Source organism: Dactylosporangium sp. CS-047395, from assembly GCF_050942185.1.
GTDB lineage: Bacteria > Actinomycetota > Actinomycetes > Mycobacteriales > Micromonosporaceae > Dactylosporangium.
In genome coordinates this window covers 634,829-660,987 of sequence record NZ_CP192015.1, presented here as the reverse complement: position 1 = coordinate 660,987, position 26,159 = coordinate 634,829, and the positions used below count along the sequence as shown (strand labels likewise).

31 protein-coding genes, 2 pseudogenes and 1 riboswitch are annotated in these 26,159 nt (G+C 71.1%); of the genes and pseudogenes, 23 read left to right on the top strand and 10 right to left on the bottom strand.

Annotation, left to right across the window (positions count from 1 at the left end; genetic code table 11):
- Positions 1–172: 172 nt before the first annotated feature.
- The 5 genes from ACQP00_RS03075 to ACQP00_RS03055 all read left to right on the top strand — a co-directional run bounded on the left by ACQP00_RS03075 (position 173) and on the right by ACQP00_RS03055 (position 3,282).
- Positions 173–943, top strand: coding sequence for an LmeA family phospholipid-binding protein (locus ACQP00_RS03075; RefSeq protein WP_433213979.1), 771 nt, complete (start codon positions 173–175; stop codon positions 941–943).
- Entirely contained in the window at positions 888–1,067 is a 180-nt protein-coding gene (locus ACQP00_RS03070) for an Ms5788A family Cys-rich leader peptide (protein ID WP_433213976.1), read from the top strand. Before ACQP00_RS03075 ends, ACQP00_RS03070 begins: the two co-directional genes overlap by 56 nt.
- Before the next feature lie 174 nt (positions 1,068–1,241).
- Positions 1,242–2,093: a sulfurtransferase gene (locus ACQP00_RS03065; RefSeq protein ID WP_433213973.1), complete on the top strand. Its 852-nt coding sequence runs from the start codon at positions 1,242–1,244 to the stop codon at positions 2,091–2,093.
- A gap of 16 nt (positions 2,094–2,109) precedes the next feature.
- Positions 2,110–2,418 (top strand): DUF1416 domain-containing protein, encoded by a 309-nt coding sequence (locus ACQP00_RS03060; protein ID WP_433213970.1) that lies wholly within the window; start codon positions 2,110–2,112, stop codon positions 2,416–2,418.
- Positions 2,419–2,496: 78 nt separating this feature from the next.
- Positions 2,497–3,282, top strand: coding sequence for a hypothetical protein (locus ACQP00_RS03055; protein WP_433213967.1), 786 nt, complete (start codon positions 2,497–2,499; stop codon positions 3,280–3,282).
- Positions 3,283–3,332: 50 nt separating this feature from the next.
- Here ACQP00_RS03055 and ACQP00_RS03050 read toward each other — a convergent pair whose 3' ends face one another.
- Positions 3,333–3,707 carry a DsrE family protein gene (locus tag ACQP00_RS03050; protein WP_433213964.1) on the bottom strand — a complete coding sequence of 125 codons (375 nt, stop codon included), beginning with the start codon at positions 3,705–3,707 and terminating at the stop codon, positions 3,333–3,335.
- A gap of 12 nt (positions 3,708–3,719) precedes the next feature.
- Between ACQP00_RS03050 and mtfM the strand changes: the two genes are divergently transcribed.
- From mtfM to ACQP00_RS02975, 15 genes and pseudogenes are all read left to right on the top strand, one after another.
- Positions 3,720–3,824 carry a small membrane protein MtfM gene (mtfM, locus tag ACQP00_RS03045; RefSeq protein WP_033363477.1) on the top strand — a complete coding sequence of 35 codons (105 nt, stop codon included), beginning with the start codon at positions 3,720–3,722 and terminating at the stop codon, positions 3,822–3,824.
- Positions 3,821–4,408, top strand: coding sequence for an FABP family protein (locus ACQP00_RS03040; RefSeq protein ID WP_433213961.1), 588 nt, complete (start codon positions 3,821–3,823; stop codon positions 4,406–4,408). The genes mtfM and ACQP00_RS03040 overlap by 4 nt, the downstream gene beginning before the upstream one ends.
- A 1-nt stretch (position 4,409) precedes the next feature.
- Positions 4,410–4,844: a Fur family transcriptional regulator gene (locus ACQP00_RS03035; RefSeq protein ID WP_433213958.1), complete on the top strand. Its 435-nt coding sequence runs from the start codon at positions 4,410–4,412 to the stop codon at positions 4,842–4,844.
- Positions 4,838–5,902, top strand: a complete 1,065-nt coding sequence (locus ACQP00_RS03030) for a YgfZ/GcvT domain-containing protein (RefSeq protein WP_433213955.1) — start codon at positions 4,838–4,840, stop codon at positions 5,900–5,902. Before ACQP00_RS03035 ends, ACQP00_RS03030 begins: the two co-directional genes overlap by 7 nt.
- 395 nt (positions 5,903–6,297) lie before the next feature.
- Positions 6,298–7,131, top strand: a complete 834-nt coding sequence (locus tag ACQP00_RS03025; RefSeq protein WP_433213952.1) for a 3-keto-5-aminohexanoate cleavage protein — start codon at positions 6,298–6,300, stop codon at positions 7,129–7,131.
- On the top strand, positions 7,124–7,246 hold the full coding sequence (locus ACQP00_RS03020; protein WP_433213949.1) for a hypothetical protein: 123 nt from the start codon (positions 7,124–7,126) through the stop codon (positions 7,244–7,246). Before ACQP00_RS03025 ends, ACQP00_RS03020 begins: the two co-directional genes overlap by 8 nt.
- Entirely contained in the window at positions 7,239–7,361 is a 123-nt protein-coding gene (locus ACQP00_RS03015) for a hypothetical protein (protein ID WP_433213947.1), read from the top strand. Before ACQP00_RS03020 ends, ACQP00_RS03015 begins: the two co-directional genes overlap by 8 nt.
- A complete protein-coding gene (locus ACQP00_RS03010) occupies positions 7,354–8,301 on the top strand; it encodes an asparaginase (RefSeq protein WP_433213945.1) in 948 nt (315 codons plus the stop codon). The genes ACQP00_RS03015 and ACQP00_RS03010 overlap by 8 nt, the downstream gene beginning before the upstream one ends.
- Before the next feature lie 71 nt (positions 8,302–8,372).
- Positions 8,373–8,744: pseudogene (locus tag ACQP00_RS03005) on the top strand (helix-turn-helix domain-containing protein); the annotation flags it as partial.
- Between the two features lie 68 nt (positions 8,745–8,812).
- Positions 8,813–9,304 (top strand): hypothetical protein, encoded by a 492-nt coding sequence (locus ACQP00_RS03000; RefSeq protein ID WP_433213942.1) that lies wholly within the window; start codon positions 8,813–8,815, stop codon positions 9,302–9,304.
- Positions 9,305–9,373: 69 nt separating this feature from the next.
- A complete protein-coding gene (locus ACQP00_RS02995) occupies positions 9,374–9,700 on the top strand; it encodes a DUF2516 family protein (protein ID WP_433213939.1) in 327 nt (108 codons plus the stop codon).
- Positions 9,697–10,587 (top strand): alpha/beta fold hydrolase, encoded by an 891-nt coding sequence (locus tag ACQP00_RS02990; protein ID WP_433213936.1) that lies wholly within the window; start codon positions 9,697–9,699, stop codon positions 10,585–10,587. Before ACQP00_RS02995 ends, ACQP00_RS02990 begins: the two co-directional genes overlap by 4 nt.
- Before the next feature lie 66 nt (positions 10,588–10,653).
- Positions 10,654–11,217: an RNA polymerase sigma factor gene (locus tag ACQP00_RS02985; RefSeq protein ID WP_433213933.1), complete on the top strand. Its 564-nt coding sequence runs from the start codon at positions 10,654–10,656 to the stop codon at positions 11,215–11,217.
- Complete coding sequence (locus ACQP00_RS02980) at positions 11,214–11,639, top strand: hypothetical protein (RefSeq protein ID WP_433213930.1); 426 nt, start codon at positions 11,214–11,216, stop codon at positions 11,637–11,639. Before ACQP00_RS02985 ends, ACQP00_RS02980 begins: the two co-directional genes overlap by 4 nt.
- Before the next feature lie 91 nt (positions 11,640–11,730).
- A complete protein-coding gene (locus ACQP00_RS02975) occupies positions 11,731–12,468 on the top strand; it encodes an alanyl-tRNA editing protein (protein ID WP_433213927.1) in 738 nt (245 codons plus the stop codon).
- A 154-nt stretch (positions 12,469–12,622) separates the two neighbouring features.
- Here the strand turns inward: ACQP00_RS02975 and ACQP00_RS02970 are convergent, their stop codons facing one another.
- Positions 12,623–13,909 carry an AI-2E family transporter gene (locus ACQP00_RS02970; protein ID WP_433213924.1) on the bottom strand — a complete coding sequence of 429 codons (1,287 nt, stop codon included), beginning with the start codon at positions 13,907–13,909 and terminating at the stop codon, positions 12,623–12,625.
- Between the two features lie 125 nt (positions 13,910–14,034).
- On the opposite strand from ACQP00_RS02970, the gene ACQP00_RS02965 reads away from it, so the two are divergent.
- Positions 14,035–14,343, top strand: coding sequence for a GroES family chaperonin (locus ACQP00_RS02965; RefSeq protein ID WP_433066203.1), 309 nt, complete (start codon positions 14,035–14,037; stop codon positions 14,341–14,343).
- Positions 14,344–14,356: 13 nt separating this feature from the next.
- Here the strand turns inward: ACQP00_RS02965 and ACQP00_RS02960 are convergent, their stop codons facing one another.
- Entirely contained in the window at positions 14,357–15,739 is a 1,383-nt protein-coding gene (locus ACQP00_RS02960) for a PrsW family intramembrane metalloprotease (protein ID WP_433213921.1), read from the bottom strand.
- 872 nt (positions 15,740–16,611) lie between these two features.
- Positions 16,612–16,727: riboswitch (SAM riboswitch) on the top strand.
- Here ACQP00_RS02960 and ACQP00_RS02955 point away from each other — a divergent pair.
- Positions 16,686–17,840 (top strand): annotated as a pseudogene (locus ACQP00_RS02955) (aminotransferase class V-fold PLP-dependent enzyme); the annotation flags it as partial. (Overlaps the previous riboswitch by 42 nt.)
- 634 nt (positions 17,841–18,474) lie before the next feature.
- Here the strand turns inward: ACQP00_RS02955 and ligD (ACQP00_RS02950) are convergent.
- Both ligD (ACQP00_RS02950) and ligD (ACQP00_RS02945) read right to left on the bottom strand, forming a co-directional pair.
- Positions 18,475–19,356, bottom strand: coding sequence for a non-homologous end-joining DNA ligase (ligD, locus tag ACQP00_RS02950; RefSeq protein WP_433213918.1), 882 nt, complete (start codon positions 19,354–19,356; stop codon positions 18,475–18,477).
- Positions 19,349–20,278 carry a non-homologous end-joining DNA ligase gene (gene ligD, locus ACQP00_RS02945; protein ID WP_433213915.1) on the bottom strand — a complete coding sequence of 310 codons (930 nt, stop codon included), beginning with the start codon at positions 20,276–20,278 and terminating at the stop codon, positions 19,349–19,351. Before ligD (ACQP00_RS02945) ends, ligD (ACQP00_RS02950) begins: the two co-directional genes overlap by 8 nt.
- 97 nt (positions 20,279–20,375) lie before the next feature.
- Between ligD (ACQP00_RS02945) and ACQP00_RS02940 the strand changes: the two genes are divergently transcribed.
- Positions 20,376–21,293 carry a Ku protein gene (locus ACQP00_RS02940; protein WP_433213912.1) on the top strand — a complete coding sequence of 306 codons (918 nt, stop codon included), beginning with the start codon at positions 20,376–20,378 and terminating at the stop codon, positions 21,291–21,293.
- On the opposite strand, the gene ACQP00_RS02935 is transcribed toward ACQP00_RS02940, so the two are convergent.
- The 5 genes from ACQP00_RS02935 to ACQP00_RS02915 form a co-directional block, all read right to left on the bottom strand.
- Positions 21,199–21,738: a hypothetical protein gene (locus tag ACQP00_RS02935; RefSeq protein ID WP_433213909.1), complete on the bottom strand. Its 540-nt coding sequence runs from the start codon at positions 21,736–21,738 to the stop codon at positions 21,199–21,201. The genes ACQP00_RS02940 and ACQP00_RS02935 overlap by 95 nt on opposite strands.
- Positions 21,735–23,369: a fatty acid--CoA ligase gene (locus ACQP00_RS02930; protein WP_433213906.1), complete on the bottom strand. Its 1,635-nt coding sequence runs from the start codon at positions 23,367–23,369 to the stop codon at positions 21,735–21,737. The genes ACQP00_RS02935 and ACQP00_RS02930 overlap by 4 nt, the downstream gene beginning before the upstream one ends.
- Positions 23,370–23,468: 99 nt before the next feature.
- Positions 23,469–25,001, bottom strand: a complete 1,533-nt coding sequence (locus ACQP00_RS02925) for an MDR family MFS transporter (protein ID WP_433213903.1) — start codon at positions 24,999–25,001, stop codon at positions 23,469–23,471.
- Positions 24,998–25,450 (bottom strand): MarR family winged helix-turn-helix transcriptional regulator, encoded by a 453-nt coding sequence (locus ACQP00_RS02920; RefSeq protein ID WP_433213900.1) that lies wholly within the window; start codon positions 25,448–25,450, stop codon positions 24,998–25,000. The genes ACQP00_RS02925 and ACQP00_RS02920 overlap by 4 nt, the downstream gene beginning before the upstream one ends.
- Positions 25,451–25,604: 154 nt before the next feature.
- Positions 25,605–26,006 (bottom strand): winged helix-turn-helix domain-containing protein, encoded by a 402-nt coding sequence (locus ACQP00_RS02915; protein WP_433213897.1) that lies wholly within the window; start codon positions 26,004–26,006, stop codon positions 25,605–25,607.
- Positions 26,007–26,159 lie beyond the last annotated feature (153 nt).

The window sequence follows — 26,159 nt, the reverse complement described above, 5'->3', positions numbered from 1 at the left end:
GCTCTTCAGGACATCGAACGGTAATCAAAAGCGCCAGTAGGTCCGTCCGCCCACGGCTCTAAGGACACCGACGGTAACCAGCAGCGCCAGTAAGACCATCCGCACACTTGCAGCGGTAAGAAAAACTCGTTCGTGGGTACGAGCGGTGCAACCACGGTCGGAGGGAGTCCCAGTGGCGGCGAGGCGAGGGGCCAAGATCGGCATCGTGCTGGTCGTGCTGGTGATCATCCTGGTCGGGGTGCTCGTCGTGGTGGACCGGATCGCGGCCAGCGCGGCCGACGACCGGATCACCGAGGAGACGAAGTCGCAGCTCGCGGCCAACAACGTCCAGTACGAGGGCGAACCCGACGTGACCATCACCGGGTTCCCGTTCCTGACCCAGGTGATCGCCGGCGAGTACAAGAAGATCACCATCTCGCTGACGAAGCCGCAGGTCAACAACGTCAAGCTGGACACCCTCACGGTGGAGGCGCGCTCGGTCAAGGCCGACGCCCGCGATCTCATGAACGGCCGGGGTGACGTGGTCGCCGGGGTCGTGGCCGGCAACGCGACGATGTCGTGGGAGAACGTACGGCCGCTGCTGGAGGTGGCCGGGCTGCCGTCCTCGATCGACCCGTCCAACGTCGACCTGAAGGTCGTGGACAACAAGATCGAGATGCGGGTGCCGCTGTCGTTCCAGGGGTTCAGTCTCACGCTGATCGCCAAGGGGGCGATGGTCGTGGAGACGGGCAAGGTGCGGCTGAAGCTCGAGTCCGTCACGACCGACCGTGGCAATCTGCCTTCGCAGATCAATTCGCTGATCAAGCAGTACCAGAGCAAACTGCAGGTGTCGGTGAAACTGCCCGGCCTCCCTTACAACCTCGTGGTCAACTCGGTGCAGACAACCGATGCGGGCCTGCAGGTCACGGCCTCGGCCGCGGACGTCAAGCTCACGGATCAGTGACGCGGCGGACCCTGGGCGGGCACGCTCGGCGATGCTAGGCTGCCGGACTATGAGCATGCTGCTCACGAAAAGGCGCGCGGTCGACCTGTGCCGCGTGGCCACGTGCCTGTGTTGCCGCCCCTAGTGGTGCGGCCCTGCAGCGTGCTCTTCTGACGGCTCGAGGCAGCGGCGCCCCAGACCGATGAGTCTGGCCCGCCGGGCTTTTTGCGACTCATCGTCGAAACCGTGATCCGTCCCCCTGGGTCGCGCGCGGCACCATGCCCGCGTGCCCAACTCAATCCTGGGAGAGAGAACACCCATGAGTCGCGAATCCGCCCTGGTCACGGCCGACTGGGCCGAGCAGAACCTCGAGACCCCCGGCGTCGTGTTCGTCGAGGTCGACGAGGACACCACCGCGTACGACGGCGGGCACATCCCCGGCGCCGTCCGGATCAACTGGAAGACCGAGCTGCAGGACCAGGTCCGCCGGGACTTCGTCAACAAGGAGCAGTTCGAGGCCCTGCTGTCCAGCAAGGGCATCGGCAACGACGACCACGTCGTGCTCTACGGCGGCAACAACAACTGGTTCGCGGCCTACGCGTACTGGTACTTCAAGCTCTACGGCCACGGCGACGTGAAGCTGCTCGACGGTGGGCGCAAGAAGTGGGAGCTCGACGGCCGCCCGCTGAACAAGGAAGAGGTCAACCGCCCGGCGACGACCTACTCCGCCGTGCACGACCAGGACCTCTCGATCCGCGCGTTCCGCGACGACGCCATCAAGGCGATCGGCTCGTACAACCTGGTCGACGTCCGCTCTCCCGACGAGTTCGCCGGCCGGCTCCTCGCCCCGGCGCACCTCCCGCAGGAGCAGGCGCAGCGCCCGGGTCACATCCCGACCGCGATCTCGGTGCCGTGGAGCAAGACCGCGAACGAGGACGGCACCTTCAAGTCCGACGACGACCTGCGCAAGATCTACGGCGACGCGGGCCTGGACGAGAGCAAGCCGACCATCGCGTACTGCCGCATCGGCGAGCGCTCCTCGCACAGCTGGTTCGTGCTCAAGGAGATCCTGGGCCACGCCGACGTGCGCAACTACGACGGCTCGTGGACCGAGTACGGCTCGCTGGTCGGCGTGCCGGTGGCGCTGGGCGACGAGCCCGGCCAGGCCTGAGGGAAGAGGTACTGACATGAGCACCGACAGCTGCGCCGCGCCCGACCAGAGCGCACCCATCCCCGCGAGCGTCGACGTGGAGAAGGAGACCGTGATCACCGGGGTCGTCCGCTCCGGGTCCGAGCCGGTCGGCGGCGCGTACGTGCGCCTGCTCGACTCCACCGGCGAGTTCACCGCCGAGGTCGTCACCTCGCCGGCCGGGCAGTTCCGCTTCTTCGCCGCCCCGGGCACCTGGACGCTGCGCGCCCTGTCCCGCCAGGGCAACGGCGACGCCACCCTCGCCGCCGACCGCGGCCTCAACGAGGTCGCCGTCACCGTCGGCTGACACCGTGTGACGTGACGCCGCTCGCCGGGTTCGCCCCGGCGGGCGGCGTCTCACTATGTGGCTGCGAGGATGACCGCCGTGAAGCGTCGCTGGATCATCGCCGGACTGGTCGCCTGGGCCGTGGTCATCGCCGGGCTCGCGCTGTACTCGTACTCCAGCGACCCGCCCACCGCCCGCGACCAGACCACGATCGCCGACGCCCTGCCGACGGTGGACGCGGCCCTCGGACGCATCTACGCCGCCCTTGACCCGGCCGGCTCGGTCGCCGCGCTCGGCGGGTACCGGCGCACGGAGGTCAGCTGCCGGGTGACCACGGCCCGCGAGGGCACCCGGTTCAGCCGGGACCTCATGGTGTACGTCAAGCAGGACGCCGAGGCCGCCACCCTGGACCGGGTGAAGGCGGCGCTGCCCAAGGAGTACGAGGCGGAGGTGGCCCACAGCGGCACCACCGACATCCTCAGCGCCGACGCCGGCAACTTCGTGGCGGTCCGCGGCACCGTGACCGACAAGGGCATCCTGCGCTTCTCGGCCGACACGGGCTGCCGGGTGCAGGACGCGCCCGTCACCGAGGCCACACCGCAGTCCGAGAACGCCAACCGCGCCCCCGTCCAGGCCGTCCTCGACACGCTGGGCAAGCCGCCGGCCGAGTGGAGCACGCACCGGCTCACCAGCCCGGCATGCGGCGCGCTGTGGACCGTGGAGGCGGTCGTCACCAGCGACGGCCAGGCCGTGCGGGCCACAGTTCCCGCCTCAGCGGTCGTTTTGGACACCGAGAAGCTTTTCGTGTACCGCGCAGGCTCAGCCGGCCTCACGCTCCGCCGAGACGGCGACAAGTTGATCGTGAGCTCGACGGCGGGCTGCTAAATGCTGATATTTCCGATATGTCGCGGCGCGTCAGCGCCCGACATATCGCCCTAATACACCAGCGCCTGCGCGCCGTCGGCCAGCGCTTCTTCGACGAACGCCGCCGCGCCCGCGATGCGGATGCCGGGCAGGACGTCGTCCGGGCCGATGCCGCGGCGGGCCGCGCACTGGGTGCAGACCGTGACCGTGCCGCCGGCCAGGATGGCCTCCAGCAGGTCGGGCAGCGGCGCGGCGTGCGGGAGTTCGAACTCGGCGGCGCGCCCGGGCACGGCGAACCACGCCGACTCGCCGGTGAGCCACAGCGAGGTCGGCACGCCGCCGGCGACGGCGGTCGCGGCCACGGTGAAGGCCTGGGAGCAGCGCTCCGGGGCGTCTGATCCGGCGGTTGCCTTGACGACGAGAGAACGGGCCATGCTCCGCAGCATAGGATTCCGGTGATGGTTACGGAGATCGGGTTCGTGAGCCTGCTGGTCGCCGGCATGGGTGCGCTGGCCGGTGGGCTGATCTATCTCGCGGTTCGGGTGTCGAGGGGGCGTTGGTGACTGACGATCAGCCGCCGTGGGCGGGGCTCGCCCAGGTCGGTGAGTATCCGTACGAGGAGACGCACGACCTGCGTCAGGGACCGGACCTGCATCCGGCCCTGCTCGGGCTGCTGCCGCTCGTCGGGGTGTGGCGCGGCCGCGGCCAGGGCGACTACCCGACGATCGAGGGCTTCCACTACGGCCAGCAGATCCGCTTCAGCCACGACGGCCGGCCGTTCCTGTTCTACGAGTCGCGCTCGTGGCTCATCGACGAGGACGCCAACCCGATCCGGCCCGCCCAGCGGGAGGTCGGCTGGTGGCGGCCGGTGCTCACCGACGAGGGCAAGGCGACCGACGAGCTCGAGGTGCTGACGAGCGCGCCGACCGGGATCGTGGAGCTGTACACCGGCATCGCCCGCACCACCACGCAGTGGCAGATGGCCACGGACGGCGTCGGGCGCACCGGCACCGCCAAGGAGGTGCGCGGCGGCCAGCGGCTCTACGGCATCGTCGACGGCGCGCTGCTGTACACCTTCGACATGGCCGCCGTCGGGCAGCCGCTCCAGGTCCACCTGTCCGCTCGGCTGGAGCGGGTCGCGGGATAGATTGGGAGCTGTGGACCTCGCGGAACTGCTTCGGTCGCGCGGGCTACGGCTGACCGCGCCGCGGCAGCTCGTGCTCGAGGCCGTCTACCGGCTGCGCCACGCCACGCCCGACCAGATCCACGCCGAGGTGGCGGGGAAGGCGGCCGGGGTCAACATCACCACCGTGTACCGCACGCTCGAACTCCTCGAGGAGCTCGAGCTGATCACGCACGCGCACCTGTCGCACGGCGCGCCCACGTACCACGCGGTCGACGAGCATCAGCACGCCCACCTGGTGTGCCGGGACTGCGGATCGGTGCGCGAGCTGCCGTCCGCGGCCCTGGACCAGCTGGCCGGCGAGCTGCTCGCGGCGCGCGGCTTCCGCCTGGACATCGGGCACGTGGCGCTGTTCGGCGTGTGCGGCGACTGCGGTACGAGCAAGGGAGCACCATGCTGAGCGCCATCCCCGTCGCCGCCCTCGATCCCACCGACCCCGATGCCGGCGCCGTCGCGCACTACGGCGAGCCGGCCAAGGAGCAGCGCACCCTCGACACGGCGGCCGGTCTGGTCGACCGCTCGCACACCGGCGTGCTGGCCGTGCCCGGCGCCGACCGGCTGGGCTGGCTGCACAGCCTGACCACCCAGCACCTCACCGACCTGGCCCCGATGACCGGCTCCGAGCTGCTGGTCCTCTCGCCGCACGGGCACGTCGAGCACCACGCCGTGCTCACCGACGACGGCGCGGCCACCTGGCTCGACACCGCCGACGCGCCCGGGCTGCTGCAGTTCCTGGAGCGCATGCGGTTCCTCATGCGGGTCGAGCCGGCCGAGGTCACCCAGGACTGGGCCCTGCTCTCGGTGGTCGGGCCGCAGACGGACGAGGTCCTGATCTCGCTCGGCGTCGGCCCGATGCTGCCGCCGGACCTGCTCGCGGTGCCGGACGCGAAGTTCGCCACCGGCTCGGTGCCGCCCCGCCCGACCGCGGTCTACGCCGTGGAGCGGCTCACCTACGGCGGTTGGGTGCGCCGGATGCCGTACGGTGCCGACCTCCTCGTCCCCCGCCAGGTCGTGCCGACCGTGGTCGACGATCTCGGGCTGCCGCTCGCCGGCATCTGGGCGTTCGAGGCCATGCGGGTCGCCGCCCGCCGCCCGCGGGCCGGGTTCGAGACCGACCACAAGACCCTGCCGGCCGAGGTCGGCTGGACCGCGCCCGCCGTACACCTGGAGAAGGGCTGCTACCGCGGCCAGGAGACAATCGCCCGGGTGCACCACCTGGGCCGGCCGCCGCGCAAGCTCGCCCTGCTCCACCTCGACGGGATCGCCACCGACGAGCTGCCGGCCCGGCACTCCCCCGTGCTGGTGGAGGGCAACGAGCGACCGGTCGGCTTCATCGGTACCGCGGTCCGCCATTACGAGCTGGGCATGATCGCGCTGGCCGTCGTGAAGCAGAACCTCACCCCCGACTCGCCACTGCGAGTGGGGCCGTCCACCGCCCGGATCGACCCGGAGTCCTGAGGCCGCCCCACCGGCCGCCTCGACCGCCCGAGCGGATCGACGCGGCGCCAGGACCGACCCGGAGTCCTGAGGCCGCTCCACCGGCCGCCTCGACCGCCCGAGCGGATCGGCGCGGCGCTGGAACCGACCCGCAGGCCTGAGGCCGCCTCGACCGCCCGGGGCGGATCGGCGCGGCCGGGGCGGATCGGCGCGGCCGGGGCGGATCGGCGCGGCCGGGGCGGATCGGCGCGGCCGGGGCGGATCGGCGCGGCCGGGGCGGATCGGCGCGGCCGGGGCGGATCGGCGCGGCCGGGGCGGATCGGCGCGGCCGGGGCAGCCGCACCAAGGCCCGTCGGCCGCCTGGGTCGACCCGGAGTCGTGGTGCGGTCCCGGATCGTGGAAAACTCGGCGTCGTGATGACGACGACGTTGATCACGGTGGCCCCGACCGGCGCGGAAAACCGCAAAACGGACGTGCCGGCGCTGCCCGTGACGCTGGACGAACTGGTGACGACGGCGCGGGACTGCGAGGCGGTCGGGGCGAGCGTGATCCACGTCCACCTCCGCGACGACAAGGCGGAGCCGACGCTGGACCTGGGCCGGCTCACCGACGCGGTGGCCGCGCTGCGCGAGGCGACCGGCCTGATCGTGCAGCTCTCGACCGGCGGCGCGGTGACCGACCCCGAGGCCGACCGGCTGCGGGTGCTCGACGCCCGGCCCGACATGGCCTCCTGCACCATGGGCACGGTCAACTTCGGCGACGACGTGTTCCTCAACCGCTGGGAGTTCATCGTCGAGCTGCACCTGCGCATGCAGGAGCGGGGCATCGTCCCGGAGTACGAGATCTTCGACCTGGGCCAGCTCACCACCCTGGCCCGCCTGCTCGACAAGCACGGCCTGCCCGCGGGTGGGCACGTGCACGTCGACCTGGTGATGGGCGTGCCCGGCGGGATGCCCGGCACCGTCGCCGCGGTCGCCGCGTGCGAGGCGGCGATCAAGGACCTGCCCGCCGGTACCACCTTCTCGGCCACCGGCATCGGCCGCTCCTCGCTGCCCGTGCTGCTGGCCTCGCTCGCCGCCGGCGGTCATCTGCGGGTCGGCCTGGAGGACACGGTGACGTACGCGAAGGGGCAGCCGGTCGAGAGCAACGCCCAGCTCGTGGCCCGGGCCAGCGGCTTCGCCCGGCTCGCCCAGCGCCCGCCGATGACCGCCGGCCAGGCCCGCGAGCTGCTCGGGATCGACCGTGTCTGACCTGTACGCGGGCGGCGAACCGCTCGCCGAAGTGGTGCGCAACGAGATCGTGGAGAGCCGGCACTACGGCTCGGTCGTCGTGCTCGGCGCCGACGGCGAGGTCGACCGTGTCTGACCTGTACGCGGGCGGCGAACCGCTCGCCGAAGTGGTGCGCAACGAGATCGTGGAGAGCCGGCACCACGGGTCGGTCGTCGTGCTCGGCGCCGACGGCGAGGTCGACCGTGTCTGACCTGTACGCGGGCGGCGAACCGCTCGCCGAAGTGGTGCGCAACGAGATCGTGGAGAGCCGGCACCACGGGTCGGTCGTCGTGCTCGGCGCCGACGGCGAGGTCGCGGCCTGGGCCGGGGACGTGCTCGGGGCGGTGTTCCCGCGCTCGTCCGCCAAGCCGCTGCAGGCGGTCGGGATGCTGCGCGCCGGGCTCGACGTGGAAGGCCCCGACCTCGCGCTGGTGGCGGCGAGTCACCGAGGTCAGGCAGTACACGTGACGGCGGTTCAGGCTCTTCTGGACCGGACCGGGCTGACCGTGGACGACCTGCGCTGCCCGCCCGATTTTCCGCTGTCCGAGGACGCCCGCGATGCCGTGGTGCGCGCCGGGCACGGCCGTGAGCGGGTGTTCATGAACTGCTCGGGCAAGCACGCCGGGATGCTGCGGACCGCGCGGGCCAACGGGTGGCCGCTGGAGACCTATCTCGACCCGGCCCATCCGCTCCAGGAGCACCTCACGGCGACCGTCGCCGAGCTGGCCGGCGAGCCCATCCGCGCGACCGGGGTGGACGGCTGCGGTGCGCCGGTGCTCGCGTTCTCGCTGCGCGGACTGGCGGGATCGTTCCTGCGCCTGGTGCACGCGCCCGAGGGCACGCAGGAGCGGGCGGTGGCGGATGCGATGCGGCGGTACCCCGTGCTGGTCTCCGGCGACGACGCCGGTGACGACGACACGCGGCTGATGCGCGCGGTGCCGGGCCTGCTGCTCAAGGGCGGGGCCGAGGGCGTGGCGGCGGCCGCCGTCCCGGGTGTCGGCGCGGTCGCGCTGAAGATCGACGACGGTGGCATGCGGGCGCGGTTCCCGGTGCTCGCGTCGGCGTTCGCACGCCTCGGGGTGAACCTTCCGGGCCGGGTTCCGGTTTTGGGCGGCGGGCGCGAGGTGGGCGTGGTTCGCTCGGTGTGGTGACCCGGTTCACGCTAGCCAGAGTTAGCACTTTGCTTGCAACCAGCTAGCACTTCGCGCTACCGTCTGTAAGCGTGACCGAAGAGCCGCGCGACCTGGGTGGGTTCATCCGTGACCTGCGCCGCAACGCGCGTATCTCGCTCCGGCAGCTCGCTGAGCAGGCCGGAGTGAGCAACCCGTACCTGAGCCAGATCGAGCGTGGCCTGCGCAAACCCAGCGCCGAGGTGCTGGCCCAGCTGGCGGGCGCGCTGCGGGTGTCGACCCCGCTGATGTACCTGCGGGCCGGGCTGCTGGACCGCGAGGGGCACGACGTGCTGGCCGCGATCGCCGCGGACAGTGATCTCACCGTGGCCCAGAAGCAGTCGCTCACCCAGATCTACGAAACGTTCCGCCGGGAGAACGCGCGGAACACCTCGGACCCGGCCGACGCCGGAGCCGATGGCGCGAACACGCAGGACGCGCAAGTTGAGCGCGCGCCCGACGCCGAGCCCACACGTTCCCTTGAGGAGTCGCAGTGACCACCGAGTTCAACACCAAGACCACCACGCGCAAGATCCCCACGCCGCTGTACGCCGCCGCCGGTGCCGGTGACCTCGCCTACGAGCAGCTGCGCAAGCTGCCGGAGCAGTTCGCCCAGCTGCGGGCCCGGGTCGACGACCTGCGCCCGGCCGGCCCCGACGCCAACCTGCGCACCGACCTCAACCGCCTGCGCGGCGTGGCCCGGCGCAACGCCGCGAGCTTCCTGGCCAGCGCCCAGCAGGGTGCCCAGGTCGCGCAGGACCGGGCCCTGGCCGTCTACACCGGCCTCGTCGCCCGGGGCGAGAAGGTCGTGAGCACCGCCCGCACGGCGGAGGCCCGCGTGGAGCTGAAGCCGGCCAACAAGGCCGTGACCGCCCAGGTCACCACCGTCGAGACGCCGACCGCGACGGCCCCGCAGACGGCCACCCAGACGGATGCGCAGCCGGCCAAGAAGACGGCCGCCAAGAAGCTCGCCCCGAAGAAGTAACAAGGTTTATTCCCGGGCCCTCCGGCACCGTCGTACACGGGCCGGAGGGCTTCGGCTTAAGCTCGTTGCATGGTGAGTGCCGTCCCGATCTTCTACGCCCAGGTCGAGAACTACATCTCCATCGTCGTATGGATCTTCTGCCTGGTACTGGGGGCCGCGTCCTTCCTGCACTGCGTGGTGCAGCGCACCGACGCCTTTCCGGCGATCGGCACCATGTCCAAGTCCATCTGGCTCGCCCTGATCGGCGGCGGCGAGCTGCTCACCGCGATCTCGCCCAACCTCGGGCTGGGCTACCTCGGCATCTTCCCGCTCATCGCGTGCGGGATCTTCGCGGTGTACCTGCTCGACATCCGCCCCGCGCTGCGTGACGCGGTCGACGGCCACGGCTCCTGGTGATGGACTTTCGCTGGCCGCCCCCGCCGGACGGGCGCCCCGACCGGTTCCGGCCGCCCGTGACCCGGGGCCCGCAGACCGGCCGCCCGACGCTTCCCGCCCCGCCGACCGAGCTGGTCGCCACGCCGCACGGCGTCGAGCTGGAGCAGCTCGTCACCGGCGAGGGCGACCCCGTCACGGTCTTCGCGCACGGCCTCGGCAGCGGCATCGCGGAGACCCGGCCGCTGGGCAGCGCCGTGCGCGGGCGGAAGGTCTTCTTCCAGTTCCGCGGGCACGGGCAGTCGGCGGCTCCGGGGGGCTCGTGGACGTACGTCGACCTGGCCCGTGACCTCCGCGCGATCGCCGACCTGGCCGGCGCGACCCGCGCGCTCGGCGTCAGCATGGGTGCCGGGGCCCTCACGCGGCTGCTCGCCGACAACCCCGGCCGCTTCGAGCGCGCCGTGTTCTTCCTGCCCGCCGTGCTCGACGCCCCGCGCCCGGCCGCCGCCCACGAGCGGCTGACCGCCATGCTGGAGGCGATCGAGGCGGGCGACGCGGCCGCGGTGGCCGACGTGATCTCCCAGGAGATCCCGGCCCACCTGCGCAACTCCCCGCCGGTCTGGGCCTTCCTGCGCCAGCGCCTCGACCAGCTCATGCGCGACGGCCTCGGCGCCGGACTGGCCGGGCTTCCCGAGCAGGCCGCCCTGGACGACAAGGCCGACCTGGCCGCCGTCACCGCCGAGTGCCTGGTCATCGGCTGCCGCGGCGACGACCTGCACCCGGCCGTCGTCGCCGAGCAGCTCGCGGCGGCCATCCCGGGCGCCGAGCTGCACCTCTACGACCGCCCCGGCATCCTCTGGACCCAGCGGGCCGACCTGCGCAACCGCATCTCGGAGTTCTTGAACGCCTGATTCGGGATGTATCAGTGCGGCGCGGTCGCGACTCCGTAGGGCGCTATGACATGGATGATGGAGGTCATGCGCGACGACCCGACGCTGGTGGCGCTGGTCGATCGAGCGCGCGGCGGCGACCAGGCCGCCTGGGATGCGCTCGTCGCCCGTTATGCGCCGCTGGTGCATGGGATCTGCCGCCGGTACCGCCTGCAGGACGCCGACATCGAGGACGCTGGAGCCGCCGTCTGGCTGCGACTGGTCGAGCGCCTCGCCACCATCCGCGAGCCGGCCGCGCTGCCCGGCTGGATCGCCACCACCGCGCGCAACGAGTGCCTGCGGGTGCTGCGGGCCCGGCAACGGGTGAGCGTCGTGGACTTTCTCGACGGCCCCGAACCCGGCGCCACCGACGAGGACTGGCTGCTGGTCGAGGAGCGGGCGATCGCCCTGCGCGCCGCGTTCGCCGAGCTGCCCGAGCGCTGCCGGCGCCTGCTGGCGCTGCTGTTCGCGGATCCGCCGATGCCGTACGCGCAGATCAGCGCCGAGCTCGCGATCGCCGTCGGCGCCATCGGCCCCAACCGCCAGCGCTGCCTGGACCGCCTGCGCCGCGACCCCGCGCTGGTCCCGCTGCTCACGGAGGTGGCCGGATGACCGCTTTCTCGGACGATCACCTGCTGGACTCCCTCGGCGAGGCGGTCCGGGCGGCCGCCGCGGTGCCCGAGTCGTTCCTGGCCACCGGCCGCTCGGCCTTCACCTGGCGGACCGTCGACGCGGAACTGGCCACCCTGACCGAACCGGAGACGGCCGCGGTGCGTGGTGCCTCCCGGGTGTTCACCTTCGTCGCCGGCGAGCTCACCATCGAGGTCGAGGCGACCGAGGAGGCGCTCGTCGGCCAGGTCGCTCCCCCGGCACCGGGCCGCATCGAGCTCACGCCCCACCGCGGCGCGCCGACCACGGCCGAGGTGGACGCGCTGGGCTGGTTCACCCTGCGCCCGTTGCCCACCGGCCTGTTCCGGCTGCTGGTGGAGACGACGAACGGCTCCCGCGTAGTGACCGAATGGCTGAGCCTCTGACGCGTATCAAACCCGGGGTCGACGGTTTCTGTATTGCATGACTACTTCGCAGTGCTGGGCCGGGCCGACCTGCCGCATATAGTCGGCTTTCATGGGTGTCACACATCACGGCCGCACGTACCGGCTCGACCTCGCCGACCCGACGCTTCGTGAATGGACCGCCAAGGTCCTGCACGCGTCGGCCGAGGACGGGATCGTGCTGGATCGTTCGGCGTTCTACCCGGGCGGGGGCGGCCAGCCCCCGGACCACGGCGTCCTGCTCTGGCAGGGCGTCCAGACGAGGATCGTCGGCACCCGCAAGGCCGACGACCTGTACCTCCTGCCCGCCGAGGGCGACCCGTTGCCCCCGGTGGACACCGAGGTGACCGGCGCCGTCGAGGACGATCGCCGCACGAAGCTCATGCGCACCCACTCGGGCCTGCACGTCCTGTGCGGGGTCGTCTTCCGCGACTTCGGCGCCCTGGTCACCGGCGGCTCCATGGAACCGGCGGAGGCGCGGATGGACTTCAACCTGCCGGAGGTCCCGCCGGACTTCAAGGCCCGCCTCGAAGAGCTCGTCAACGCCGAGGTGGTCGCCGACCGCAAGGTGGTCACCAAGGTCCTGGGCCGCGACGAGGCCCTGGCCCTGCCGGACATCATCCGCACCCAGTCCAACCTGATCCCGGCCGACGAACAAGAAATCCGCATCGTCGACATCATCGGCCTGGACACCCAGGCGGACGGCGGCACCCACGTCGCCTCGACGGCCCAGATCGGCCGCCTCCACGTCGTCAAGGTGGAATCAAAAGGCAAAGCCAACCGCCGTGTCCGGCTACGCATCACCGACTAGGACCCGCTGCGCTGAGTAGGACCCGGTGCGGTGTTGAGGGGGTGTGGGTGGAGCGGAGCTCCCCCACTGCTTTTCAGGACATCCAACGGAAGCCAAAAGCGCCAATAAGTCCGTCCGCTGACAGACCTTCCGCTGCCCCAAGACAAAAGAGCCACTACTCCGAAGAGACGATCACGGCGTCTGGTGGGGGCTCGCTGCGGTGCTGGACCAGGTGGCGGATGCCCGTATTCAAGACGGCCACCAGCGGGACAGCTACCAGGGCGCCGATGATGCCGGCCAAAACCACGCCGGTCGCGATCGCCACGATTACGGCCAGCGGGTGGACCGAGACGGCCCGGCCCATGATCAGGGGCTGCAGGACGTGGCCCTCCAGCTGCTGGACGGCGATCACGCCGATCAGGACGACCAGGGCGGTGATCGGGCCCTCGTCGACCAGGGCGACCAGCACGGCGACCGCGCCGGAGACGGTCGCGCCCACGATCGGTACGAAGGCGCCCAGGAAGACCAGGGTGCCCAGCGGGAACCAGAAGTCCACGTCGAGGAAGAACAGCAGCAGGCCGATGCCGAGGGCGTCGATGAAGGCGACGAGGACGGTGGCCCGCACGTACGCGACCAGGGTGCGCCACGCCGCCTCGCCCGCGCGGCGGATCGGGTCGCGGGCCGGGGTGGGCAGGATGCCGGTGACGAAGTGCCAGATGCGCTTGCCGTCGCGCATGAAGAAGAAGGTGACGAACAGGATCAGCAGCATCAGGGCCAGGAACTCGACCGTGGCCGTGGCGGTGTTCACGGCGCTGTCGGTCAGGCTGCCGCGGTTGTCGTTGAGCCAGGTCGTGGCGGCGTCGAAGGTGGCGTCCAGCTGACGGCCGCTCAAGTGCAGCGGGCCGGTGGTCAGCCACTCCTGGATCTGCTGCACGCCGATCGAGGCCTTCTCGGCCAGGGCCGGGAAGCCCGCCACGAACTCGCTGATGACCAGGGTGAGCACGCCGGCGACGGCGCCCAGCCCCATGATCAGCACGACGAACGCGGCCAGCGACGGGGGCAGCTTCACCCGCCGGCTCAGCACGCCCATCACCGGCGCGAGCAGGGCCGAGAGCAGCAGGGCGATGCTGAGCGGGATGAGGACCGTCTTGAGCCGGCTGATGAGCCACAGCAGCACGGCGGCCGCCGCGATCAGGATCAGCAGGCGCCAGGACCAGGCGGTGGCGACGCGGAGACCGTGCGGTACCTCGGCGTCGTCCCGGCTTGTCGTCGTCGCATGGTCGAGCGGGCGGACCGGCTCGACCGGCTCCGGCTCGGGTTCCGCGGCGGCGTGCTCGCGCTCGGCCTGAGCCGCCGCCAGGCGCTGGACGTAGGCCCGGCGCAGATTGGCGCGCACCTTGTCGAACCGGCCCACGTGAAGTACCTCCCCAAACGCCCCAACGCCGCGACGGTGACTCCCCACGGTAGACCGGGTCGCGCGACGTTGGCACGCACCGAAGCGGTAGCGTCGCAAGCGTGACAGCACAACCCGCCGGTGGTTACCAGGCGTCCACCGGCGATCTACCCGGCAATCCGCCCACCGAGGCCCTGCCGATCCGCCTCCTGCACGACCGGGTGCTCGTCCGGCTCGAGGGCGCCGAGGGCGAGCGCCGGCACATCTCCGGCATCGTCATCCCGGCGACCGCGTCGGTCGGCAAGCGGCTGTCGTGGGCGACCGCGGTCGGCGTGGGGCCCAACGTGCGCTCCATCGTCTCCGGCGACCGCGTGCTCTTCGACCCCGAGGAGCGCTCCGAGGTCGAGCTGCAGGGCCGCGACTACGTGCTGCTCCGCGAACGGGACGTGCACGCCGTCGCGGCCCGGCGGGTCGAGCCGGACTCGACGGGCCTCTACCTGTAATACGGCGCGTTCTTTACCTGTAATACGGCGCGGCAAACATCGGCGGGGGCGGCGGGGCCAGGGAGACCGGCACCGGGACCACTGGCGTCGGCGGGGCGTCCAGCACACGGACCACGCCGTCCGGGAACGTGATGTGGTACCGGGCGCCGTCCCATACCGCGCGCGGCGATTGCGGGTCGCGGCCGATGAAGACTTGACGGTACGCGTCGAGGGCAGTCAGCAGTTGTCGCTCTTCCGCGAGCGCCTCCATGCGGCGTTTCGGCTCCTTGTCCAGCCCGCGGTGCAGCCCGTCGCGCAGGAGCGCCAGGCGGGTCGCATCGAACTGGAACGCGCGCATCGCCTTGGCGCCCGCGTCCCCGGCCACACGCTTGGCCCAGCGGCGCGCCGAGAGCCGGCGGCCGAGCGTGCCCAGCGCGGCCACCTCGGGCGGCGAGAACCATCCGGCGCGCGCGTACTCGCCCAGCACCCGCTCGGTCAGCTTCCCCTCGTTGGCCCGCAGCCACAGCGCGAACCCCACCATGCAGAGGAAGATCGGCATCATGACGGCGAAGTAGCCGTACAAGAGGACCCAGGCGCTGGTCGAGGCGGTCACCGACATCAGGTTCCACGAACCGTGCAGCATCATGGCGACCAGCAGCCCGGCGATCGGGGCGAGCCAGCGCACCGCCTTGGCCGACGAGCGCGAGGCGAAGCCCAGCCCGATGCCGGTCATCGAGGTGAACAGCGGGTGGGCGAACCCGGTCATCAGGATCCGAACGATGAAGATGCCGACCAGCGCCGCGGCTCCGGTCACGGGCCCGGACTTGTCGGCCGTCTCCCCGTAGCCCTTGAACCCGAGGTACAAGATGTTCTCCACCATCGCGAACCCGGTCGCCGACAGTCCACAGTAGACAATGCCGTCGATGATGCCGGAGAACGCGCGGGGCCGGCGCCAGAACAGCAGCACCGGGCCGAGCGCCTTCATGCTCTCCTCGATGAGCGGCGCCACGAGCACGGCGACGATGGCGTCGGAGAGGCCGGCCTTCTCGGCGAAGTACGACCCGGCCGTGTTGACGACCAGGGCGACGCCGGTGGCCACGAACGCGCCCCAGCCGAAGACGAAGACCAGGTACTTCACCGGCTCCGGCTCGTACCGGTCCAGCCACAGGAAGCAGGAGACCAGCACCGGCACCGGAATGATGGCGGAGGCTACGCCCACGACCAGGGCGGTCCAGCCCCCGTTGAACCCGAAGAACGCGAGCACGGCCACACCGCACGCCGCGATGAAGCTCATGACGCCGATGAGCGTCCAGAGCCGCCGCCGATCCGACCTCCGCGCTGGTGGCGCGGCGGCCAGGGCGAGGGCGGCGGTTGGATATTGCTGCTGGCCGGTTTGGGGTTCGGCCGCTTCAGTCACATTTGGTACGGCCGAAGCCGGCACCATCGGCCCCGCCCCTTGCCCGAGCGCACCCTGCCCCATCACCGGTCGCGCCCACTCCGACCCGGCCGCGGTAGGGCCAGCAACCCCCTGCCCAGCCGCCGGTCCACCATGCCCAGGCGGCGGAACCTGCCCTGCCGGCGGAACCTGCCCTGGCTGCGCGACCTGCCCTGGCGGCGGGACCTGGCCTGGTGGCGGGACTTGCCCTGGCGGCGGCGCGGCGGCATAACCGGACGGCGGCGGAGTGACGGTTCCGGGTGGCGGCGCGGCGGGGTAACCGGGTGGCGGCGGTGCGCTGTGCCCCAACGGTGGCGCTGCGGGCTGTGCGCTCGGGGAGCCCCAACCGTGGCCCGGAGGCGACGAAGCGGGTCCAGGCGGTGCCGAGGCAGGCTGCGCACCCCAAGCCGGCGGCGCCGACGCGGGACCGGGCGGCGCGGAAGCCGGTCCGGGCGGCGCCGAGGCGGGCTGGGCCTCCCAAGCGGGCGGCGCCGACGCGGGCTGGGCTTCCCAAGCGGGGGGCGCTGACGCGGGCTGAGTCCCCCAAGCCGGCGGCTCCGAAGCAGCCCCAGCCGGCTGCGTCCCCCAAGCCGGCGGCGACGAGGAGGGCCCAGGCGGCGCGGACGCGGGTCCGGGCGGCGCGGAGGAAGGACCGGAAGCGGGCGGCTGAGCGGGTGATCCCCAGCTCGGATCGGGCGAACCCCACCCCGGCGACGGCGCGCTCGGGGAAGCCCAAGGCCCCGCATCCGAGGATGGCGCGGCGGGCGGCCCGGAAGCCGGATCGGACGAGGACGGCGTCCCACTCGGCGGGAGTTCGCTCATGGGGCAACTCTATCCGCGGTACCGTCGGGACAGGTCATGAGTGCCAGCGCACAGCCCCGGCTTGCTGGCCGGCAACCCTCGCGTTCGCGGCGGGGTGCCCCGGGTGATGACCCGGCCCGGCACGCGGTGTGCTGGGCAAGCGCGAACGATTTGGGGTGCACCCGTGTCTGAAATCCTCACGCCCGGCGACGTCAAGCTGTCCGACGGGCGGTCCGTCGACTTCGCCAACCTCGACATCGCCGCCACCGCGCCGTGTCTGCGGGTCGTGGCCGACGCCGTTGCCGAGCTGCTGCCCTACTACGGCAGCGTCCACCGGGGTGCGGGCGCGCTGTCCGAGCGCTGCACCCGCGAGTACGAGCAGGCCCGCGAAACCGTCGCCGACGTGCTCGGCCACGGCGCCGGCGACACGGTGATCTTCACGCGCAACACCACGGACGCGTTCAACCTGCTCGCGCGGGCCGTCCCGGTGGGCACCACGGTCGTCACGTTCGACGCCGAGCACCACGCCAATCTTCTGCCCTGGCGCGACGCCGTGCGCCTGCCCGCGCCACGGTCGGCGGAGGAGGCGGTCGGGGCGTTGGAGCTTTGGTTGTACCGTCGACAAAACGCGAACGTCCTCGTCAGCATCACCGCGGCCAGCAATGTGACCGGGGAGCTGTGGCCGGTCAAGCGCCTCGCCGAGGTCGCACACCGCTTCGGCGCCCGCATCGCCGTGGACGCCGCGCAGCTCGCGCCGCACGCGCCGGGCCGCCTCGCCGAGCTGGACGCCGACTACATCGCGTTCTCCGGCCACAAGCTCTACGCGCCGTTCGGGGCGGGCGTCCTCGCGGGGCGGGCCGACTGGCTGGACGCCGCGGAACCGTACCTGGCCGGCGGCGGCGCCAGCGCCCACGTCCCCGACGCCGGCGCCACCCGCTGGGCGACCGGCCCGGCCCGCCACGAGGCCGGCACGCCGAACCTGCTCGGTGCGGTCGCCCTCGCCACCGCCCTGCGCGCCCTGCAACACCGCGACCTGGCCGCGACCGAGCAGGCCCTGCTGCACCGCCTGCGCACCGGCCTGGCCGCACTGCCGCACGTCGAGGAACTGCGCCTGTTCCCGGCCGACGCCGAGCGCGTCGGCATCGTCTCCTTCACTGTCGCCGGCCGCGACCCGTCCGAGCTGGCCGCAACCCTCGGCCGCGACCACGGCATCGGCGTCCGCACGGGCCTGTTCTGCGCCCACCCCCTGACCCGCCGCCTGCTGACCGCGGCTGAAACCCGCATGTCCGACATTTCCGATAAGTCGCGGCGCGCAGCGCCCGACTTATCGGACCCCGCCCACGAGCCGCCCGCCGCCGACCACGCGAGTCCAGCCACGCACGAGCCGCCCGCCGCCCGGGCAAGTTCAGCCGCGCACGAGCCGCCCGCCGCCCGGGCAAGTTCAGCCGCGCACGAGCCGCCCGCCGCCGACCAGGCGAGTCCAGCCACGCACGAGCCGCCCGCCGCCCGGGCAAGTTCAGCCGCGCACGAGCCGCCCGCCGCCGACCAGGCGAGTCCAGCCGCGCACGAGCCGCCCGCCGCCGACCAGGCGAGTCCAGCCACGCACGAGCCGCCCGCCGCCGGCCAGGCGAGTTCCACCACGGGCGAGTCTGCCGCCGGCCACCCAAGTCGAGCCACGCACGAGCCCGCCGCCGGCAAGGCGAGTTTCGTCGCGGGCGTTTCGCCGGCCAGCGGCGCAATTCGCGGCGCGGCGTGCGAGCCGGGCGCCGACCAGGCGATCCGGGCCAGCATCGGGATCGGCACCACAGCGGAGCACATCGATCGCCTGATCAACGCGCTGCGCTAACCCAACAACAAAATCGGGCATATACGAAATATCCGATAAGTCGCGGCGCGCCAGCGCCCGACTTATCGGATCACAACCGCAACAGATCGCCGAGCGACTCGACCCGTTCCAACACGGCGGAAGGGCCCAAATCGACCGCCGTCAACTCGCCCGCCTCGACCTCGTCCCAAGTGAGCGGGGCGCTGACCGTAGGCACCGCGCCCGCCCGCAAGGAGTACGGCGCGATCGTCGTTTTGAACGCGTTGTTCTGGCTCCAGTCGATGAAGACCTTGCCGGGGCGCAACTGCTTGGCCATTTTCGCGACGATCAGTTTCGGATGGGCGCGGGCCAGTTCGTCGGCGATCGATTTCGCGTACGCGCTCAGTTCGTCGGCCGTCTCGTCGCCGGGTAGCGGTACGACGAGCTGCATGCCTTTCTTGCCCGACGTCTTCGCGCAGCACGAAAGGCCGTCCGTGGACAAGCGTTCGCGCATGATCAGGGCGACCTCGTAACACTCCGGCAAGCCCGCCGGCGGACCCGGATCGAGGTCGACGACCAGCTGGTCGGGGTCGAGTTTCTGCCCGTCGGCGTCGACCCGCCATTGCGGCGTGTGCAGTTCCAGCGCCGCGAGGTTGGCCAGCCAGACCATGGTGGCGAGCTCCTCGACCACGATGAAGTCGATCTGCTCGCGGCCTTTCGAAGAACCGGGAACCGGCAGCCGCACCGTCCTGACCCAATCAGGCGTGCCCGCCGGCGCGTTCTTCTCGAAGAAGCTGTTGCCCTCGACGCCGTTGGGATAGCGGGTGCGGGTGAGCGGCCGGTTTTCCAGATACGGCAGCAGGGTGGGCGCGATGCGGGTGTAGTAGTCGAGCACCTCGCCCTTGGTGAAGCCGGCTTGCGGGTACAACACCTTGTCCAAATTGGAGATTTCGAGCTGCCGGCCGTCCACTTCGACGCGCACTCGATCAGGCATCGTGCACCTCCTCGGCGGTGAGGTCCGGGCGGATGCGCAGAAAGCGCGGGAAACGCAGCCGGCCGTCGCGCGTCCGGTGGCTGAATTTGACCTCGACCACCAGGTGCGGGTGGACCCAGACGGCGCCGCGGGCATCCTCACGCGGTACCGCTGCGGCAAAGGGATTTTGGTTCGTCGACAACGGCTCGAGTGCGGCCAGCAGCGCCCGCTCGGACGCGCCGGAGATGCCGCCGCCGACCCGACCGCGATAGGCGAGCCCGCCCGGGACCGGGACGCCGACCAGCAGGGCGCCCAGCGCGCGCTTGCCCGGCCGCCAGCCGCCGACCACGAACTCGGCGCTCTCCTCCAGCTTGACCTTGATCCAGTCGGAAGTGCGAATCCCCGGGTGGTACAGCGAGTCGGCCCGCTTCGCCACCACGCCCTCGAGCCGGTTCTCGGCGCTCGCGGCCACCGTCGCCGGGCCGTCGTCGAAGGACGGGGGGACCATCGCGCGGGGACCCAGCGGCAGTGCTTCGAGGCGTTCCCGGCGGCTCCGGTACGGCACGCCGGTGATCTCCTCGCCCTCCGCGCGCAGGGCGTCGAAGACGAGGTACGTCACCGGCACCGCCGCCGCCAGCCGGGCCGCGCGGTGCGGTTCGCGCACGTGCATCCGCTCGGCGAGCACCTGGAACGACGGCTGCCCGGCCTCGTCCATGGCGACCACCTCGCCGTCGAGCACCGAGTCGGCGAGGCCGCGCCCGATCCCGGCGAGCTCGGGATAGGCGGCCGTCACCTCGGCCCCGCTGCGGGCGAAAAGCCTGGTCACGCCCGCCTGGACGACGGCGATCGCGCGGATGCCGTCCCATTTGAACTCGTACGCCCAGCCCGGCCCGGCGGGCAGCACGCCGGGCGAGGCGAGCATCGGTGCCGGTGGACCTGCCATGCACCACACGATAGTTCGCCTAAGAGTTGCTCGCGCCCAGGTCAAAACGATGCGAAGCTGAAGATTGCATGGTCGATACGCTGCGGAAAGGATCCTCATGCGCGCGATCTGGAAGGGCGCGGTCTCCTTCGGGTTGGTCTCGATCGCCGTCCGCCTCTATTCGGCGACGGAAGAGAAGGACATCCGCTTCCACCAGGTGCACCGGGAGGACGGCGGGCGGATCAAGTACAAGCGGGTCTGCTCGGTCGACGGTGAAGAGGTCTCCTACGACGACATCGCCAAGGGTTACGACCTGGGCGGCGGCGAGATGGTCATCCTGACCGACGACGACTTCGCCGAGCTGCCGCTGACCTCCAGCCGCGCGATCGAGGTGCTGGAGTTCGTGCCGACCGAGCAGGTCGATCCGATTTTGTACAACAAGGCGTACTACCTCGAGCCCGAGCAGACCGCGGCCAAGCCGTACGCGCTGCTGCGGGACGCGCTGACCAACGTCGAGCGGGTGGCGATCGTCAAGGTCGCGCTGCGGCAGCGCGAACAGCTGGCCACGCTGCGGGTCCGCGACAACGTGCTCGTGCTGAACACCATGTTGTGGCCGGACGAGATCCGCGCGGCCAAGTTCGACATCCTCGACGAGGACGTCACCGCGCGCCCGGCCGAGCTGGCGATGGCCGGTTCGCTCATCGAGTCGATGGCGGCGGACTTCGACCCCTCGACGTACACCGACAACTACCGCGAGGCGCTGCAGGAGGTCATCGACGCCAAGGTGGCCGGGCGCGAGGTCGTGCAGCCGGAGGAGGCCGAGGAGGCGCCGGCCGCCGCGGTCGATCTCATGGCGGCGCTGCGCGCGTCGGTCGAGCGGGCCCGCGCCGCGCGGGGTGAAGAGCCCTCGGACGAGGACGAGGAGTCCAAGCCGACGCCGATCAAGAAGGCGGCGGCGAAGAAGGCTCCCGCGAAGAAGGCGACCCCGGCCAAGAAGGCCCCGGCGAAGAAGGCGGCCGCGAAGAAAAGCGCGTGAAGTACACGGTCGCCGACGCGCGGTCGAGCAGCAGGCCCTCGCCGACGGTGATCCAGTGCGGCGCGGGCGGGGCGAACGGGCGCAGGTCGACCGGCACGTCGGGGTCGGCCGCGGCCGGTCCGTCCGGGGCGGCCGCCGCGCGCTGCGCGGTCAGCACCGCGAAGCCGTTCATCTCGTAGTCCATCGGGCCGATCTCGGGGCAGCTGCGCGCCCTGGCCTCGTGCTCCTGCCAGTGGACGGACTGGATCGGCTTCAGCGTGGGGTACGACTGCTCGATCCTCGCCTTTTCGGTGATGACCGAGGTCTTGGCGGGTCTCGTCGGGTCGGCGCAGCCCGCGAGCCCCGGCACCCAGTCCTTGAGTGCCAGGGCCACGCCGCAGAGCGCGATCACGCATGCCGACAGGGCGGCGGTGATCGCCAACGCAATCTTGGCCGGGCGGGTCACCCGTTGATCTCTACCACCTCCAGGTCCCCGCCCGCATAGTCGGACCGGACCCGCTTCTTGTCGAACTTGCCGACCGAGGTCTTCGGCACGGCCTCGATGAACGACCAGCGCTCGGGCAGCTGCCACCGCGCGACCTTGGCGGACAGGAACTCGCGCAGGGTCGCGGCGTCGGCGCTCTGGCCCTCCTTGAGCACCACCGTCGCGAGCGGCCGCTCGCCCCACTTGTCGTCCGGCACGCCGACCACGCAGGCCTCGAGCACGGCCGGGTGGGCCATGAGCGCGTTCTCCAGGTCGACCGAGCTGATCCACTCGCCGCCGGACTTGATGACGTCCTTGGCGCGGTCGGTCAGCGTGAGGTACCCGTTCGGGGTGAGCGTGCCGACGTCGCCCGTGCGCAGCCAGCCGTTGTCGAACTTGTCCGGATCGGGACCGTCCTCGCCGATGTACTGCGCGGTGATCCACGGCCCGCGCACCTGCAGCTCGCCGACCGCCTTGCCGTCCGCGGGCATCGGCTCGCCGGTGGGGCCCACGATGCGGCCCTCGACGCCGGCCGGGATGCGGCCCTGCGTGTAGCGGTACGCCCAGGCCTCGGGGCCCTCGGTGCCGAACGGCGCCCGCGCGATCGAGCCGAGCGGCGACATCTCGGTCATGCCCCAGGCGTGGATGACCTGGATGTCGTAGCGCTCGGCGAACGCGTGCATGAGCGCCGGCGGGCAGGCCGAGCCGCCGATGACGACCTCCTTGAGCGAGGAGACGTCGGTCGGGTTGGCGTCGAGGTACGCGAGCAGGTCCGTGAAGATCGTCGGGACCGCACCGGCGAACGTCGGCTTCTCCGCCTCGATCATCTTGGCCAGCGGGGCGGCCTGCAGGAACCGGTCGGGCATGACGAGCTGCGCACCGCTCATGAGCGCCGCGTAGGGCAGACCCCAAGCCATGGCGTGGAACATGGGCACGATGCACAGGTCGCGCACCTGCGGGCCGAGGCCGAACGACTCCGCCATGCACACCTCCATCGAGTGGAGGTAGATCGAGCGGTGCGAGTAAGCGACGCCTTTGGGGTTTCCGGTTGTACCGCTGGTGTAGCACAACGCCGCCGCGTCGTCCTCGTCCACGTCCGGCCATTCGAACGTGTCCGGCTTGCCCGCGAGGAGTTCGTCCCAGGCGTGCACCTCCACGCCGTCCTTGGCGAGCTTGGCGGTGTCGCCGCCGCCGACCACGACGATGTGCCGGATCGTGGTCAGGTGCGGCAGGACGCCGGCCAGCAGCGGGATCAGCGTCGAGTCGACGATCACCACGCGGTCCTCGGCGTGGTTGGCGATGTAGATCAGCTGCTCGGGGAACAGGCGCAGGTTCAGGGTGTGCAGCACGGCGCCCATGCTCGGCACCGCGAGGTACGCGACCAGATGCTCGGCGTTGTTCCACATCAGGGTGCCGACGCGCTCGTCGCCGGTGACCCCGAGCCCGCGCAACGCGTGGGCGAGACGCGCGGCCTGGCGGCCGACCTCGGCGTAGTTGGTCCGCCGGGCGCCCTCGCCGGTCCAGGTGGCGACCTCGGAGTCGCCGTGGACGGTGCTGCCGTGCTGCAAAATGCGGGAGATCAGGAGGGGTGTCTTCATCATCGTGCTGCGCATGCCTGCAAAAGTAATGTGTCCTGCGCCACAATGAAAACCCACCGGTAACAAAATATGGCCGGACTCCTTTCCCAGGAATCCGGCCATATCGTGACTTTTCTAGAAAGCCGCGGCTTTCGCTTCCATCTCGGCCGCGGCGTCCTCGCCCGTGGTGGTCTCCACCGGCGAGCTGCCCTGCAGTGACTTGTTCGGCAGGGCGATCGTGATGAGCGTTCCGACCAGCGCGACGACCGCGGCGGACAGGAACACCGGGTGCAGCGCGTTGACGAACAGCCGCTCGACCATCTCCAGCTGGGCCGGCGGGAGCGCCCGCACCTGCGCCGGAGCGTTGATCGACACACCGCCGCTGCCGCCGCTGAGCTTGCTGTTCATGACCGCACCGAGCGCCGCGACGCCGACCGAACCGCCGAGCGAACGGAAGAACGTGGCGGCGGACGTGCCGGCGCCCATGTCACGCAGCTCGAGCGAGTTCTGCACGGCCAGGATGAGCGGCTGCATCGCCATGCCCAGGCCCACACCGATCACGGTCATGTAGATGAACGCCTGCCACAGCGGCGTGTTCACTTCGAGCGTGGTGAAGAGCAACAAGCCGGAGCCCATGATGACGGTACCGGCGACCGGGAACCACTTGTAGCGCCCGACCTTCGAGATGATCCGCCCGGACACGATCGACGTCACGATGACGCCCGCCATCATCGGCAGCATGAGCAGGCCCGAGCGGGTCGGCGTGGCGCCCTTGACGATCTGCAGGTACAGCGGGACGTAGATGATCGAGCCGAACATCGCGAAGCCGAGAATGAACGTGGCCGCGTTGGACAGCGAGAACGTGGCCCGCTTGAACAGCCGCAGCGGCAGGATCGGCTCCTCCGCCCGGCTCTCGACGACGATGAACGCCGCCGCCAGCACCGCGAACGCCGCGAACAGCCCGAGGATCGTGGCCGAGTCCCAGGCGTAGCCGTCGGTCCCGCCCAGCGACAGGGCCAGCAGCAGCGCGCTCGACCCGGTCACCATGAACGCGGCGCCGAGGTAGTCGACCTTGTGGTCGCGCCGGGTGTGCGGGACGAGCCGCAGCACACGAGCACAGACGAAGAGCGCGAAAATCGCCAGCGGTACGTTGATGTAGAAGATCCAGCGCCAGTCGTGCTCGGCGAAGTAGCCGCCGACGAGCGGACCGGCGACCGAGGAGATGCCGAACACCGCGCCGAAGAGGCCCTGGTACCGCGCACGCTCACGCGGGGCGACCACGTCCGAGATGATCGTGAACGCCAGCGTCATGAGACCGCCGGCCCCGATGCCCTGCAGCGCGCGGGTGGCGATCAGCTCGGGCATGTTCTGGCTGAGCCCGGCGAGCAGCGAACCGGCCAGGAAGGTCGCGATCGCGAACAGCAGCACGGGCCGGCGGCCGTAGAGGTCGCTGATCTTGCCGTACAGCGGGGTCGAAGCGGTGGAGGCCAGCAGGTAGGCGGTGACCACCCACGAGTAGTGGTCGAGCCCGCCGAGGTCGCCGACGATCGTGGGCAGCGCGGTGCCGACGATGGTCTGGTCGAGCGCGGCGAGCAGCATGCCCGTCATGAGGCCGCCCATCAGCAGCAGAATCTGCTTGTGGGCCAGGGCTGGCCGGGCTTGGTTCATCGAGCGTCTCTTTCTTTCGGCAGACGTTGCGCAATGGACTCGTTCAGACGGGCGAACAGCGCGGCGAACTCCTCGCGCTGCTCGGGTGTCCAGTCGGCGAGCAGTTCTTCCCAGGTGGCCAGCCACTGGGCCCGGTTCTCGGCGAACACCTCGCGCCCGAGTTCGGTGACCTCGACCAGGCTGGCCCGCCGGTCGTGCGGGTCCGGGTACCGCCCGATCAGCCCGGCCGTCTCCAGCGCGGCAACCTGCCGGCTGACGGTCGAGAGGTCGAGGCTCACATCGGCGGCGAGGGCCGACAGCCGGAACGGCCCGTCGACGGCGATCCGGCTCAGCAGCAGGTAGGCGGGGCGCTCGAGGCCGCGACCGGCCTCGTTCCACTTGAGCGTGGCAAAGAGCCGCTCGGACAGCCGGAGGAACCGGCCGACCTCCCGCCCGATCTCTTCATGCACGCCCGCGTACTCCCGCTTCGTCGCCGATACTTGCTTGCCACAAGCATCGGTTCAGCGGGCAGCGTTGAACAACTTATTTGCGGGTGATACGCGTTACCTAGGCGTTTTGCTCAGCCAAGTGTCTTTTCGCGACCTGGCCTCTGCCGCCCGGTTTTCAGCTGGCGCTCTCGGCGGGACCGAACTCGTAGCGATCGGCCGGGTAGGCCCGATCGCCCACCACGAGCACCGGCACGCCTTCCTGCATGCTGTGCTCTTTCTTCTCCACCGGCGTGGGCATGCGGGCGGTGACGACCTCGCCCGGATGCAGCCAGACCCGTTCGCGCTGCTGGAGCGAGCGCACCCGGCTGCGATAGCCGCGCTTGCTCTCGACGAGACCCTCGCTGCGCAGGTGCGCCATCGCGTCTCGGATCGTGTCGCGACCGACATCGTGCTCCTCGGCCAGGTACTTCTCCGAGGGCAGCAGACTCCCCGGCGGCAGTTCACCGCTGATGATCTGTTGCCGAATCGCGTCCGCGACCTGCCGATACAGCGACAAGCCGGAACTCCGGGAGATCATGCTGGCGACCATACGAAGTTCCATCGGCCCGGGGGGTACTGGCCTTAGGGCCAAACGGCTACTATGTTGTTCGTAGCGCGAAGCCGGGCTGGGCGGTCAGGCCTCGCGCTACCCCAACCGGGGTGCGGCGGCCGCCAATCGCTGCGAGCCGCA